Consider the following 13,104-nt stretch of genomic DNA (forward strand, 5'->3'; position numbering starts at 1 on the left):
GTGACGCGCCGGTGACGCGCCGGTCAGTCGGCGTACGTGCCGACGAGGCGCACGGCCCCGCCGTCGACGCCCTTCGCGCCCTGCTCGAAGCCCGTCAGGTCGCGCGCCGACGTGGACACGGTGCCCGCGCGCCAGGTCGGGATGCCGTCCGCCGTGATGGCCGCTGCGACCGCTTCCGCCGCCTCCGGGGCGACGACGGCGAACATCCCGATCCCGAGGTTCCACGTGCCCTCGCTCGACTCGAGCGTGCTGCCGGCCAGATCGCTCAGGATGCGGAACACCGGGGTCGGGGACCACGTCGAGCGGTCGACCTCGACCCACGATCCGACGGGGAGGACGCGCGCGAGGTTGGCCGCGATGCCGCCGCCGGTCACGTGGCTCAGGGAGTGGATCGCACCCCCGAGGGACGCATCCTGCAGCACGCGCATCAGCGGCGAGGTGTACAGGCGCGTCGGCTCGAGCAGCGCCTCGCCGACGACGCCGCCGAACTCCGCCGACTGGTCGGTGAAGCCGATGCCGCGGGCGGCGAGGATGTGCCGAACCAGCGAGTAGCCGTTCGAGTGGAGGCCGGACGATGCCATCGCGAGCACCACGTCGCCGTCGCGTACGCGCTCGGCGCCGAGCACGGCATCCGCCTCGACCGCGCCCACCGCGGCTCCCGCCACGTCGTAGTCGTCGAGGCCGAGCAGGCCCGGGTGCTCCGCCGTCTCGCCGCCCACCAGCGCCGTGCCGGTCGCCTCGCAGGCGCGGGCGATGCCGGCGACGATCGCCGCGATACGCTCGGGGACGACCTTGCCGCACGCGATGTAGTCGGTCATGAAGAGGGGACGCGCGCCCACCACGACGATGTCGTCGACGACCATGCCCACGAGGTCCTGGCCGATGGTGTCGTGCTTGTCGAGCGCCTGCGCGATCGCGACCTTGGTGCCCACGCCGTCCGTGCTCGTCGCGAGCAGCGGACGCCGGAAGTCGCCCAGGAACGAGACGTCGAACAGGCCGGCGAAGCCGCCGACGCCGCCGAGCACTTCCGGACCGTGCGTGCGGCCGACGGCCGCCTTCATCAGCTCGACGGCCCGGTCGCCCGCTGCGGTGTCGACGCCGGCTGCGGCGTAGGAGGCGGACGAGGAGGCGCTCGAGTCGGTCACCCGTACATCGTATCCGGGCGCCAGAGGCGTGGAAGAAACTACTCCTGGCGGCCGGGGTCGCCGAAGGAGAGGAGAGGTTCCAGCTCGGAGTCGGGCCCGGGCTCGCAGCCGTCGGAGGTGGCGTCGGAGCCGTCGTCCGTCGGGGAGACCGACGGGCGCTCGAGGAGGTTCTTGCCCAGGTGGTGCGCATCCGGCAGCTCGATCGGGTACTTGCCCGTGAAGCAGGCCGTGCACAGCCGCTCGCGCGGCTGCTCCGTGGCGTCGATCATGCCGTCCTCGGAGAGGTAGCCGAGGCTGTCCGCGCCGATCGACTGGCGCACCTCCTCGACGCCCAGGCCGGTCGCGATGAGCTCGGCGCGCGACGCGAAGTCGATGCCGTAGAAGCAGGGCCAGGTGATGGGCGGGCTGGAGATGCGGACGTGCACCTCGGCAGCCCCCGCCTCGCGGAGCATCGAGACCAGCGCGCGCTGCGTGTTGCCGCGGACGATCGAGTCGTCGACGACCACCAGGCGCTTGCCCTTGATGACCTCCTTGAGCGGATTCAGCTTGAGCTTGATGCCGCGCTGGCGGATGGTCTGCGACGGCTGGATGAAGGTGCGGCCGACGTAGGAGTTCTTGACCAGGCCCTGCCCGAACGGGATGCCGGACGCCTGCGCGTAGCCGATCGCCGCCGGGGTGCCGGACTCGGGGGTCGGGATGACGAGGTCGGCCTCGACCGCGTGCTCGCGGGCCAGCTGGCGGCCCATCTCGACGCGGGCCTCGTAGACGCCGCGGCCGGCGATGGTGGTGTCGGGACGCGCGAGGTAGACGTACTCGAAGACGCATCCCGCGCGCTTCTCGGTGGCGAAGCGCTGGCTGCGCAGGCCGTTCTCATCGATGGCGAGCAGCTCGCCCGGCTCGACCTCGCGCACGAAGCTCGCGCCGACGATGTCGAGGGCCGCGGTCTCGGAGGCGACGACCCAGCCGCGCTCCAGGCGGCCGAGCACCAGCGGGCGCACGCCCTGCGGGTCGCGGGCGGCGTACAGCGTGTGCTCGTCCATGAACACGAGGCAGAAGGCTCCGCGGAGGCGCGGCAGCACCTCCAGCGCCGTCGACTCGAGGGTGTGGTCGAGGTCGCCGGTGAGCAGCGCCGTGACCACGGCCGTGTCGGTCGTGTTGCCCCGGGACAGCTCGCCGTCGTGCTGCGGGTAGCGCTCGTGCACGAGCTGCATCAGCTCGGCGGTGTTGGTCAGGTTGCCGTTGTGACCGAGCGCGACGGTTCCGCTGGCGGTGGAGCCGAGCGTCGGCTGTGCGTTCTGCCAGCTGGAGGCGCCGGTCGTCGAGTAGCGCGTGTGCCCGACGGCGATGTGGCCGGGGAGCGAGTTGAGCGCGTTCTCGTTGAAGACCTGGGAGACGAGCCCCATGTCCTTGTAGATGAGGATCTTGTCCCCGTCGCTCGTCGCGATGCCTGCCGACTCCTGGCCGCGGTGCTGGAGCGCGTACAGCCCGAAGTAGCTGAGCTTTGCGACCTCCTCACCGGGGGCCCAGACGCCGAAGACACCGCAGGCGTCCTGCGGCCCCTTCTCGCCGGGCAGCAGATCGTGACTGAGAAGACCGTCGCCTCCGGCCACAGCGGACCCCTTTCAGGAAGTCGGGATGTTCAGCTCTGGGTGTCGCTCGTATCGTCCGGCGTCTCGGTGACGCGCACGTCGATTCTATCCGCCTGGACGCTGCGGGCTCGACGGGCGGTCGTCCGGTCGAGGATGAGCGCGACGACGGCTCCGAGGGCCACGCCGATGGTCACGCAGATCGCGAGCAGGAAGCCGAAGACGCTGCCGCGGTCGTACGTCGGGTTCTCGGGGAACGAGAACGTCAGGATGAGCGCGACGATCGCGAAGAGCACCGCGCCGGTGATCATGAAGCGGAAGTACCGCGGCGAGCGCCGCACGCGCACCTCGGCCGGGGTGACGGTCTCGGTCTCCTCCGGCTGCTCGGGGACCGCGGGGCTGTCGCTCATGCTTCGATTCTCCCAGATCGAAACTGGGCGCTCGTCGTGCGTCATGCCCGGCCGGGAGCCACGTCTTAAGGGGTGTGAGCGCAACAGTTCTTCGGGTCGTGGCGGGTGCGGCGTTCGCGCTCGTGATGGTGGGCGCGGCGGTCGTCGCCGTGGCCTTCGGGGTGCACCCGTGAGGTCGTGTTCCGGGGCGGGCGCTCGTCAGTAGCGCAAGGGGAGCAGGCCCTCCAGGGTCGCCCGCTGACCCGAGGCGTGAACCGCTCCGGAGGCGACCCCCTGCTCCCACGTCGTCGCGCCGGAGGCGAGGGCCAGCCAGGTCGCGGCATCCGTCTCGATGACGTTGGGCGGCGTCCCGCGGGTGTGGCGCGGGCCGGGGATGCACTGCACGGCCCCGAACGGAGGCACGCGCACCTCGACCGTATTGCCCGGAGCGCGCTCCGCCAGCAGCTGCAGCAGGTAGCGCACCGCGGTGGCTGTGGTGTCGCGGTCCGCTCCGCCCGCGACCGCCGCGCGCACGGCCGGGCCACCGACCTCGTGGGGGATCTTCGCTCTCGCCATGTCGTCCATCCTCCCCCAGTCCCGACGGCCTGGGCCGCTCCCTCTAGCATGGTGGCGTGAAGATCCTCATCCTCGGTTCCGGTGCCCGTGAGCACGCCATCATCACCGCGCTGCTCGCCGAGGAGGCCGGCCACGACATCGTCGCGGCGCCCGGCAACGCCGGCATCGCCCAGGATGTCCGGGTGGAGCCGGGGCTGGACCCGCTCGACGGCCAGGCGGTCACCGAGTACGTGATCGAGAACGGGATCGAGCTGGTCGTCATCGGCCCGGAGGCGCCGCTCGTCGCGGGCGTCGCCGACCCGCTGCGGACGCGCGGCATCCCCGTGTTCGGGCCGGGCAAGGCCGCGGCGCAGCTGGAGGGCTCCAAGGCGTTCGCGAAGCGGATCATGGATGCGGCGGGCGTACCGACCGGACGCGCCGTGCGCGCCGAGACCCTGGAGGAGGCAGAGCGCGCGCTCGACGACCTGGGCGCACCGTACGTCGTGAAGGCCGACGGGCTCGCCGCCGGCAAGGGCGTGCTGGTGACGTCCGACCGGGACGCGGCCGTCGAGCACGCCACGCACTGGCTGCAGCACGGCGGGGTGCTCGTGGAGGAGTTCCTCGACGGTCAGGAGGTGTCGCTCTTCCTCGTCAGCGACGGGCACGACGTGCTGCCGCTGTCACCCGCACAGGACTACAAGCGCCTCCTCGACGGGGACGCGGGTCCGAACACCGGCGGCATGGGCGCCTACTCCCCGCTGCCGTGGCTGCCGGACGGCTTCGTCGACGAGGTGATCGACACCATCGCACTGCCGACCGTGCGGACGCTCGCCGCCGAGCAGACGCCGTTCATCGGCCTCCTGTACTGCGGTCTGATCGTGACCGACCGGGGCATCCGCGTCATCGAGTTCAACGCCCGGTTCGGCGACCCGGAGACGCAGGTTGTGCTCCCCCGGCTCGTGACCCCGCTGTCGTCGCTGCTGTACGCGGCCGCGACGGGCGGGCTCGGCGGGATGCCGCGTCCGGAGTTCGCGCTCGACACCGCGGTCACCGTGGTGCTGGCGAGCGAGGGCTACCCCGAGGCGCCGCAGACGGGCCGCCCGATCACCGGTCTGGAGGCGGCGGCCGCGGTCCCCGAGGTGACCATCGCGCACGCGGCCACCGCCGTGGACGAGGCGACGGGCGATCTCGTCGCGACCGGCGGACGCGTGCTGTCCGTCGTCGCGCGCGGCACCGGTTTCGCCGAGGCGCGCGAGCGTGCCTACGCGGCGCTCGACCTCATCCACCTCGACGGCGCGCAGTACCGCACCGACATCGCCGCCCGCGTCTCCTGACCCCGCCGGTCAGGCGAGGAGGCGGGCGAGGAACGGGTTGCGGAAGCGCGCGTCCGGGTCGAAGCGGGTCGCCAAGGCGGCGAAGTCGGCAAGGTGCGGGTAGAGGGACGGCACCATTCCGTCGCGGTCGAGGTAGAGCTTGCCCCAGTGCGGGCGCGCGCCGAGCGGCAGCAGGGCCGCCTCGATACGCGGGAGCACCGCCTCCACCCCGGCCTGGTCGCGGAACCAGGTGAAGTGCAGCCCGACCGCGTCCGTCCCGTAGGCCGTCGACAGCCATAGGTCGTCGGCGGCGATGGTGCGGATCTCGCTGATCTGCAGCAGCGGGGCGATGACAGGCGCGAGTGCCCTGACCGCTTCGATCGCCTCGACGGCGCGGGCCCGGGGCACCAGGTACTCCGACTGGATCTCCTCGCCGTTTGATGGGGTGAAGGCGAACCGGAAGTGCGCCAGTCGCTCGCTCCACGGGCCGACGACGCCGAGCTGCTCGGTGGTGTTCCGCACGTCCATCGTCGGGATCATGTGCCGCGGCTCGGTCAGGGCCGGCGCGCCGAAGAAGTCGTCCTCGATGAGCGACTCGACCCCGTCCAGCTCCTTCAGCCAGGCGAGCGACACCGCCTCCTCGTCCCAGGTCGTGAAGAGGCTGACACTGTAGGCGGCGGAGGTGACCTCGTCGAAGCGGCCGAGCACGGCCTCCCACGGCACGCCGCCGAACAGCCGCTGACGCGCGTCGAAGGTGGGCTGGATGTCCAGGGTCACCTCCGTGACCACACCGATCGCGCCGAGTGAGACGACTGCGCCGTCGAAGCCGTCGTCGCCGCGGCGCAGGTCGACGAGCTCGCCGGAGCCGTTCAGGATGCGCAGGCCCGCGACCGCGGTGGCGAGGTTGCCGTTGCGATCGCCCGAGCCGTGCGTCGCGGTCGCGATCGCGCCGGCGACCGAGATGTGCGGGAGCGAGGCGAGGTTGTGGAGCGCCCAGCCGGCGTCCTGCAGCTCGCGCGCGAGGTCGCCGTAGCGGACGCCGCCGCCGACGGTCACCGTGCGGGACTCCTCGTGGATGGTCGCCGCACCGGGCAGTTCGGCCGTGCTGACGAGCAGGCCGCCCGGCACGTCGGCCAGGTCGTTGAACGAGTGCCGGCTGCCCAGGGCACGCACCGCGGAGGCGCCCACCACGAGCTCGCCCAGCTCCTCGATCGAGCGCGGGCGAGCGATGCGCTCCGCCCGGTACTCGTAGTTGCCCGCCCAGTTCTTCTCGGCCATCGCGGCCTCCCTCGGTCACGTCGTGTCCCCTCAGTCTAGGGATGTGAACGTGCGCATCCACGCCGTTCAGAGCACCGGAAATCGTGTGTAGCCGCCGATTGCGGTGCGGCAGTATCGTCTGCCGTGTCAGAGGGGCTGACCCGACAGAGAGGGGGCCGTCATGGCCGAATTCGAATACGGTCCGGCGGAGTTCATGGTCGCGCAGTTTGACACCGACCGGCCGTCGGACGGCGTCTTCCAGGCGATCGGGGACCTCGTCGAGACCGGCACGATCCGGGTGCTCGACCTGCTCCTCGTGGAGCGCCACCCGGACGGCAGCGTGGACGTCATCGAGATGCAGGAGAACGACGACGAGATCGACATCGGCGATCTTCACCTCGAAGCGCCCGGAATCGCCGGCGACGAGGACGTCGAGCAGGCCGCCCAACTCCTCGAAGACGGGTCCACCGGCGCGATTTTCGTCTTCGAGCACGTCTGGGCGAAGGATCTCGCCAGCCGCTTCTTCGAGTCGGGCGGGACGGTGCTGTACAGCGAGCGCATCCCCGCGCCGGTGGTGAATGCAGTGGCGTCGGAGGCGTACGAGGAACTCGAGACGACGGAGAGCTGAGGAGAGCATCATGCCATTGAGGAGAATGGGACGCCCGGGACTGATCGGGATGGCGGCGCGAACGGCCGTCGTCGCAGGCACGGCCACGGCCGTGTCGGGCAACGTCCAGCGCCGGCAGGCGCAGCGGGAGCAGGACAAGTACGACCAGCAGGCAGCCGAACAACAGCAGCAGTACGAGCAGCAGCAGCAGCTGGCGCAGCAGGCTGCGGCTCAGCAGGCGGCCTACCAGCAGCAGGCCGCTCCGGCCGCAGCAGGCGGCGGCGACGACATGATGGTGCAGCTGCAGCAGCTCGCCACGCTCCATACGCAAGGCGTGCTCACCGACCAGGAGTTCGCGGCAGCGAAAGCGAAGCTGCTCGGGTAGAACTCGACCCGGCTGCAGCATCGCACCCGGAGCCCGGGTGCGATGCCGGTGGCCTACAGGACGCCGTCGAGAACGGTCTGCGACCCGACGGTGACGGTGACGTGGTCGCCGTGCTTGAACCCGCCATCCCCTGTGGTGAGGTGGACGCCGTCGCCTCCGATCCAGCCGCTGACGTAGTACCCCACACCCGAGTTCGTCGCGCCGTGGTAGGCGCCGTTGACGTAGAACGTGGTCTGGTTGTTCGACGAGAACAGCGCACTCGACAGGTGCACGGCGAGACGCCCGTCACTCGTGAGGGTCGCGCTGTAGACCGAGTCCACCTGCGTGTCGGCCAAGAGGGCGATAGCGGACGGCGACGGGTAGCTGTTACCCGGGGCGCCGGGAACGATGCCGACCTGGACGCGGTCGCCCGCCTTCACGGTGACTCGGGGCACGACGTTCACAGTGTTCCGGTCCGTGGAGACGCTCGAGTAGTAGCTGCTGCCCCGGTAGGTCTCCCCCACGTAGGACCCGTTGACCCAGAAGATGACGCGGTTGGCGGACTGCTGCAGTTCGCGGGTCATCGCGATGGTGAGCTGCCCCTGCGAGGCCGAGACTTGCACGGGGTGCTGCGGTGCGGCGAGGAGGGCCGCGACGCGAGCGTGTCCGGCGGCAGTGGGATGCATCCACTCCCAGGTGGACCCGGATCCCGCGTTGACGATCCACGGCGACGCCGAGCAGATCCCGTGCCCGGAGAAGTCGTTTCGGACGTCGCGGTAGGCGAAGCCCGCCGCGGCGGCCCGCGCGGAAATGGTGTCGGAGAGGCGGTCCGACATGGTGTTCAGCACCTGTCGCTTGGCGGACGACCAGAGGGAACAGGATGCCGAACCGTCGAAGAGCCGCGGATAGCCGACGACCTGGAACGACGCGTAGGGCGCGAGCGTTTTGGCGCGCGAGTAGAGCGCGTCGAGCTTCGCGGGCAACGCTGCGAGCAGCGCCGACGTGGTGGTCTGCAGGTAGGAGGTGCAGTCGGCGTCGGTTCCGAGAAGGCACGTCGTGATCGCGTCGGTGAAGCCGATGTCGTTGCCGCCCGCCTGGACCGACGCGGTGGTCGCGGAACCGAGCGCGGCGGTGATCGCCGCTCCCGCGCCGCCGGCGGTCAGTACCGTCTCCGTGGTCGCTCCGTTGCACGCGAAGGACTGGCTGCGGACAGCGGGGTACGCGGACGCCCACGCCTGTGGGTAGGCGTTCGTGCTGCGATGGCAGTCCCCGCTGCCCGCGTCGTACGAGCCCGCGCCGTTACCGGCGGCATAGGAGTCCCCCAACGCCACGTAACTGCCCGTGAGTTGGTTAGCGGTCACGGCCGACGCGGGACTGGCGGCGATGACGACGCCCCCGACCAGCATGGCCGTCGAGACGGCTGCCGCCGCGATCTTCGTGCACCTCATAGTGCCTCTTTCTTTCGCGCCGCACCCGAGGGCGCAGCAGATTGGGCGGCGCTCCGGGGAGCGACGCCGGGCGGCCCTAGTTCCGCCTACCTCTTGAGACGAGATGACGGACGGTATCGTGACGCCGGGTCCGCCTAAACTGGATCGCGTGATCGAACTTCCGGGATGGGTCCACGTCTACTCGGGCAAGGTGCGCGACCTGTACGTGCCCGAGGGCGCCACGGGACTCGCCGACACGGACAGCGTGCTGGTCGTCGCCAGCGACCGCGTCAGCGCGTTCGACCACGTCCTCGAGCCGGGCATCCCGGGCAAGGGCGAGCTGCTCACCACACTGAGCCTGTGGTGGTTCGACCAGCTCGACGACGTCCCGAACCACCTCATCCCGGACCACGTCCTGGACGGCGACCGCGTCGTGGAGCGGATTCCCGCGGCGGTCTCCGGCCGGTCGATGCTCGTGAAGCCGCTCGACATGTTCCCGATCGAGTGCGTCGTGCGCGGCTACCTCACCGGCAGCGGCTGGGCCGAGTACCAGGCGTCGCAGAGTGTGTGCGGCATCCCGCTGCCCGGCGGCCTGCGGAACGGCGACCGGCTGCCCGAGCCGATCTACACCCCCGCGTGGAAGGCGCCGCAGGGCGAGCACGACGAGAACATCAGCTTCGACCGGACGGTCGAGCTCGTCGGACCGCACATCGCGGAAGAGCTGCGGCGGTTGTCCCTTCACGTCTACGCAAGCGGGGCGGAGATCGCCGAGGCCCACGGCGTCATCATCGCCGACACGAAGTTCGAGTTCGGCGCCGACCGCTCGACGGGCGAGATCACCCTCGCCGACGAGGTGCTGACCAGCGACTCGAGCCGGTACTGGGACGCTGCGGCGTTCGCCGCCGGCACCACGCCGGAGGAGCGGATGGCGAGCTTCGACAAGCAGATCGTGCGCGACTGGCTGGCCGCCCACTGGGACAAGTCCGGCACCCCGCCCGAGCTCCCCGCCGACGTCGTCGAGCGGACCGCGGCGAAGTACCGGGAGCTGCTGGAGCGGTTGACCGGCGCCTGACCCGGACCCCTCCTCGGCGCATGTCGCCGCGCGCATGCGCAGAGGGATAGCGTCCCCTCATGGACACCCCTCCCGCCACCGCGGCCATCGCCGACGCCGCCGTCCGGTTTGGCATCCCCGTCGGCACCGCACCCGTGAGCCTGCTCCCGCTGCTGCCCGGCCGCCCGTTCGCGGGCCCGGCCGCGCCCGTCACGCACCTCGGCAGCGTGGATGTGCTGCTCGAGACGATCGACGACGCCCCGCCCGGCGCGGTCCTCGTCGTCGACAACGGCGGCCGGGACGACGAGGCCTGCGTCGGAGACCTGATGCTGCTGGAGGCGGCGACCGCCGGGATGGCCGGCGCGGTCATCTGGGGCCGGCACCGCGACACCGCGCAGCTCCGCGAGATCGGGCTCCCGGTGTTCAGCCGGGGCGCACATCCCTTCGGTCCTCGACGCGTGCCGCCGCCCGGGTCCGCGATGCGCACGGCGTTCCTCGACGGCGTCACGGTCACCCCTGACCACTGGGTCGTCGCCGACGACGACGGCGTGCTCGTGCTCGCCGGCGAGACCCGAGAGCGGTTGTTCGCGGAGGCCCGGCGCATCCAGACGGTCGAGGGAGCGCAGGCCGATCGGATGCGCGAGGGCGCTTCACTGCGCGACCAGCTCGACTTCGCGCGGTACCGCCGCGAGCAGGCAGCAGACCCGTCGCTGACCCTGCGTCGCTACCTCGCCGCGAACGGCGGAGCGATCGAGACGTGAAATAGTCCCGGTCCGGCCGGTGTTCTGTGAGGTATGCCCGAACTCCTGCCCGCCGATTCCGCCATGGGGGCCGTCACCCTGCGCGTCGCCGACCTCGACCTGATGACGCGCTACTACCGTGATGCCGTGACGTTGAGCGTGCTCGCCGCCGAGGGCGACCGCGTCATCCTGGGCCGCGGGTCGACGCCCGCGGTGATCCTCCAGCACGCCCCGGAGCTGCGGCATGCCTCCCCGGGCGAGGCCGGGCTGTTCCACACGGCGATCGTGTTCGACACGCAGGAGGCGCTGGCCGCTGCGGTCTACTCGGTCGGGACGCGCGCGCCGGGAACCTTCACCGGCAGCGCCGACCACCTCGTCAGTACGGCGTTCTACTTCACCGACCCGGAGGGCAACGGCGTCGAACTGTACTGGGACCGCGACCGCAGTCAATGGAGCTGGACGCACGGCCAGGTCGAGATGGCGACGCTGTACCTCGACCCCAACCGCTTCCTCACGGAGCACCTGACCGAGCGGGGCGCGGCGCTCGCACGGGCAGACGACCTCATCCCGTTCGGCGACGCGAGTGTCGGGCACGTGCACCTGTCGGTCGGAGACGTGGAGTCGGCACGGGCCTTCTACGTCGACCGGCTCGGATTCGAGACCACGGCGGCGCTCGGCGGCAGCGCGCTCTTCGTCAGCGCCGGCGGGTACCACCACCACATGGCGATGAACACGTGGAACAGCCGCGGCGCCGGGCGCCGGCAGCTCGCGCTCGGGCTCGGTCAGGTCGAGATCCGCGTGCCGTCGGCCGACGACCTCGGCGAGCTGAGCGAGCGGATGCGGCACTACGGCGTCGAGGCGCGCGACGACGGTCGGTCCGTCGCCTTCGACGACCCGTGGGCGAACGCCGTCCGCGTGGTGGCCGAAACGGAGGACGTGCCGGCCTGACACGCCGCGCCCGACGCGAAAAGGAGGAGGTCGCTGCCGTGATGGCTGCGACCTCCTCCCTTTTCAGCGCGAAGCGGTCAGTCGATCGCCGGGGCGGCGTGGACGCCGTGCGGCGGTTCCTCGCCCGGGCGGGCGTCCGTCGCGGGCGGCACGTCGGCGGCGTGCGAGCCGTGCGGGGTCGCGTCCACCGGGACCGGGGCGGCGTGGGCGCCGTGCGTCGGTGCGGCGGCCGACTCGGCAGCACCCGCGGGCTTCGCCCACGCCGGCGGCTTCGGCCGCTGCCACCAGACCACGATCAGCGCGCCGAGGAAGGCGACCGCGGCGGGCAGCAGCAGCGCCTCGGACATCGCCTGGGTGAACCCGGCGTGCAGGAACTGAGGCAGCTCGGTGCCCGCGGCAGCCTCGTTGGCGTTCGCCGCGCCTCCGGCGACCTTCGGCAGGTCGGCGGCCAGGCGGCTCTCGATGAGGGCCGCGATGGAGGCGCTTCCCAGCACCGCACCGATCTGACGCGTGGTGTTGAAGACGCCGGAGCCGGCTCCCGCCTGGTTCATCGGCAGGTTGCGGGTCGCGGTCGTCGAGATCGGACCCCAGACGCCCGCCATCGCGATGCCCATGAGCGCGCTCGGGATGAGGAGCAGGAAGATGTTGACGTCGGGCGACAGCATCCGCGAGTAGAGGAACAGCGCGAAGGCGAACAGCACCAGCGCCGGGGTGGCGATGTTGCGCGGGTTCACCCGGTCGATCAGCTTTCCGACGAACGGAGCGAGCACGCCTGAGAACACGGCGGTCGGCGCGAGCATCAGCGCGGACTCCGTCGGCGTCAGCCCCCGGACCGTCTGGAAGTAGAACACCAGCGGCAGCGCCATGCAGGTCACCGCGAAGCCGACCGTGGTGATCGCCGCGTTCGACAGCGAGAAGTTGCGGTCGCGGAACAGCGGGAGCGGCAGCAGCGGCTCCTTCTTGTTGACGGCCTGCCAGACCACGAAGGCGGCGAGGACGACGATTCCGGCGATGATCAGGCCCCACACCGAGATCGGACCCCAGATGACGCCCCAGTCGTAGGTGCCGCCCTCCTGGAGGCCGAACACCAGGAGGAACATGCCGACGGCCGACAGGATCACCCCGAGGATGTCGAAGCTGTGCGTGTGCGTCGGCAGCTTCGGGACCAGCCGCATCGCGAGGATGAAGGCCACGATGCCGACGGGCACGTTGATGAAGAAGATCCACTCCCAGCCGAGGGTGTCGACGAGGATGCCGCCGAGCAGCGGGCCGACCAGCGTCGCCACACCGGCGACCGCGCCCCAGAGCCCCATGGCTGCACCGCGGCGCTCCGGCGGGAAGATGCGGGTGATGACCGCCATGGTCTGCGGCGTCATCAGGGCGGCGCCGAGGCCTTGCACGACTCGGGCCGTGATCAGGATGCCGATGTGGCCGGCGAACCCGCACCAGGCCGAGGCAGCGGTGAAGATCACGAGTCCGATGAGGTAGATGTTCTTCGGGCCGAACCGGTCGCCGAGGCGGCCGGTGATCAGCAGCGGCACGGCGTAGGCCAGCAGGTAGGCGCTGGTGACCCAGATGACGGCGTTGTAGTCCGTCCCCAGGTCGAGGCCCTTCATGATGGAGGGGTTGGCCACCGACACGATGGTGGTGTCGATGAGGATCATGAAGAACCCGATGACCAGGGCCCACAGCGCGGGCCACGGCTTGAGTTCGCGTTCCATT

At 71.0% G+C, this 13,104-nt stretch carries 13 protein-coding genes; 6 read left to right on the plus strand and 7 right to left on the minus strand.

What is annotated here, in order from left to right; translation table 11 throughout:
* Positions 1-23: 23 nt before the first annotated feature.
* From A0130_08850 to A0130_08865, 4 genes are all read right to left on the minus strand, one after another.
* The gene (locus A0130_08850) at positions 24-1,145 is read right to left on the minus strand and encodes a phosphoribosylformylglycinamidine cyclo-ligase (protein ANF31764.1); all 1,122 of its coding nucleotides are present in this window, start codon (positions 1,143-1,145) and stop codon (positions 24-26) included.
* Between the two features lie 38 nt (positions 1,146-1,183).
* Complete coding sequence (locus tag A0130_08855) at positions 1,184-2,755, minus strand: amidophosphoribosyltransferase (protein ID ANF31765.1); 1,572 nt, start codon at positions 2,753-2,755, stop codon at positions 1,184-1,186.
* Positions 2,756-2,784: 29 nt separating this feature from the next.
* Positions 2,785-3,186 carry a hypothetical protein gene (locus tag A0130_08860; GenBank protein ANF31766.1) on the minus strand — a complete coding sequence of 134 codons (402 nt, stop codon included), beginning with the start codon at positions 3,184-3,186 and terminating at the stop codon, positions 2,785-2,787.
* A gap of 153 nt (positions 3,187-3,339) precedes the next feature.
* The gene (locus tag A0130_08865) at positions 3,340-3,696 is read right to left on the minus strand and encodes a hypothetical protein (protein ID ANF31767.1); all 357 of its coding nucleotides are present in this window, start codon (positions 3,694-3,696) and stop codon (positions 3,340-3,342) included.
* Between the two features lie 56 nt (positions 3,697-3,752).
* Here A0130_08865 and A0130_08870 point away from each other — a divergent pair, with 56 nt between their 5' ends.
* Complete coding sequence (locus A0130_08870) at positions 3,753-5,009, plus strand: phosphoribosylamine--glycine ligase (GenBank protein ID ANF31768.1); 1,257 nt, start codon at positions 3,753-3,755, stop codon at positions 5,007-5,009.
* 9 nt (positions 5,010-5,018) lie between these two features.
* Here A0130_08870 and A0130_08875 read toward each other — a convergent pair whose 3' ends face one another.
* A complete protein-coding gene (locus A0130_08875) occupies positions 5,019-6,266 on the minus strand; it encodes an FAD-binding protein (GenBank protein ANF31769.1) in 1,248 nt (415 codons plus the stop codon).
* 160 nt (positions 6,267-6,426) lie between these two features.
* Between A0130_08875 and A0130_08880 the strand changes: the two genes are divergently transcribed.
* Positions 6,427-6,873, plus strand: a complete 447-nt coding sequence (locus tag A0130_08880) for a hypothetical protein (GenBank protein ID ANF31770.1) — start codon at positions 6,427-6,429, stop codon at positions 6,871-6,873.
* A 25-nt stretch (positions 6,874-6,898) separates the two neighbouring features.
* On the plus strand, positions 6,899-7,237 hold the full coding sequence (locus tag A0130_08885; protein ID ANF31771.1) for a hypothetical protein: 339 nt from the start codon (positions 6,899-6,901) through the stop codon (positions 7,235-7,237).
* A 53-nt stretch (positions 7,238-7,290) separates the two neighbouring features.
* On the opposite strand, the gene A0130_08890 is transcribed toward A0130_08885, so the two are convergent.
* On the minus strand, positions 7,291-8,664 hold the full coding sequence (locus A0130_08890) for a hypothetical protein (GenBank protein ANF31772.1): 1,374 nt from the start codon (positions 8,662-8,664) through the stop codon (positions 7,291-7,293).
* A gap of 103 nt (positions 8,665-8,767) precedes the next feature.
* On the opposite strand from A0130_08890, the gene A0130_08895 reads away from it, so the two are divergent.
* From A0130_08895 to A0130_08905, 3 genes are read left to right on the plus strand one after another with little or no spacing between them, the layout of a single operon-like run.
* Positions 8,768-9,715 (plus strand): phosphoribosylaminoimidazolesuccinocarboxamide synthase, encoded by a 948-nt coding sequence (locus A0130_08895; GenBank protein ANF31773.1) that lies wholly within the window; start codon positions 8,768-8,770, stop codon positions 9,713-9,715.
* 59 nt (positions 9,716-9,774) lie between these two features.
* Positions 9,775-10,455, plus strand: coding sequence for a hypothetical protein (locus tag A0130_08900; protein ID ANF31774.1), 681 nt, complete (start codon positions 9,775-9,777; stop codon positions 10,453-10,455).
* Between the two features lie 33 nt (positions 10,456-10,488).
* Positions 10,489-11,382, plus strand: a complete 894-nt coding sequence (locus A0130_08905) for a glyoxalase (protein ID ANF31775.1) — start codon at positions 10,489-10,491, stop codon at positions 11,380-11,382.
* Between the two features lie 77 nt (positions 11,383-11,459).
* Here the strand turns inward: A0130_08905 and A0130_08910 are convergent, their stop codons facing one another.
* Complete coding sequence (locus tag A0130_08910) at positions 11,460-13,103, minus strand: multidrug MFS transporter (GenBank protein ANF31776.1); 1,644 nt, start codon at positions 13,101-13,103, stop codon at positions 11,460-11,462.
* Position 13,104: the final 1 nt, after the last annotated feature.

Origin of the sequence: Leifsonia xyli, assembly GCA_001647635.1 — a bacterium.
Taxonomy (GTDB): Bacteria; Actinomycetota; Actinomycetes; order Actinomycetales; family Microbacteriaceae; genus Leifsonia; species Leifsonia xyli_A.

Bases quoted from the DNA above. Each gene is read 5' to 3' on its own strand.
- A0130_08860 (ANF31766.1), bottom strand. From the start codon at position 3,186: ATGACGCACGACGAGCGCCCAGTTTCGATCTGGGAGAATCGAAGCATG.
- A0130_08875 (ANF31769.1), bottom strand. From the start codon at position 6,266: ATGGCCGAGAAGAACTGGGCGGGCAACTACGAGTACCGGGCGGAGCGC.
- A0130_08895 (ANF31773.1), top strand. From the start codon at position 8,768: ATGACGGACGGTATCGTGACGCCGGGTCCGCCTAAACTGGATCGCGTG.
- A0130_08880 (ANF31770.1), top strand. From the start codon at position 6,427: ATGGCCGAATTCGAATACGGTCCGGCGGAGTTCATGGTCGCGCAGTTT.
- A0130_08865 (ANF31767.1), bottom strand. From the start codon at position 3,696: ATGGCGAGAGCGAAGATCCCCCACGAGGTCGGTGGCCCGGCCGTGCGC.
- A0130_08885 (ANF31771.1), top strand. From the start codon at position 6,899: ATGGGACGCCCGGGACTGATCGGGATGGCGGCGCGAACGGCCGTCGTC.
- A0130_08890 (ANF31772.1), bottom strand. From the start codon at position 8,664: ATGAGGTGCACGAAGATCGCGGCGGCAGCCGTCTCGACGGCCATGCTG.
- A0130_08905 (ANF31775.1), top strand. From the start codon at position 10,489: ATGCCCGAACTCCTGCCCGCCGATTCCGCCATGGGGGCCGTCACCCTG.
- A0130_08900 (ANF31774.1), top strand. From the start codon at position 9,775: ATGGACACCCCTCCCGCCACCGCGGCCATCGCCGACGCCGCCGTCCGG.
- A0130_08910 (ANF31776.1), bottom strand. From the start codon at position 13,103: ATGGAACGCGAACTCAAGCCGTGGCCCGCGCTGTGGGCCCTGGTCATC.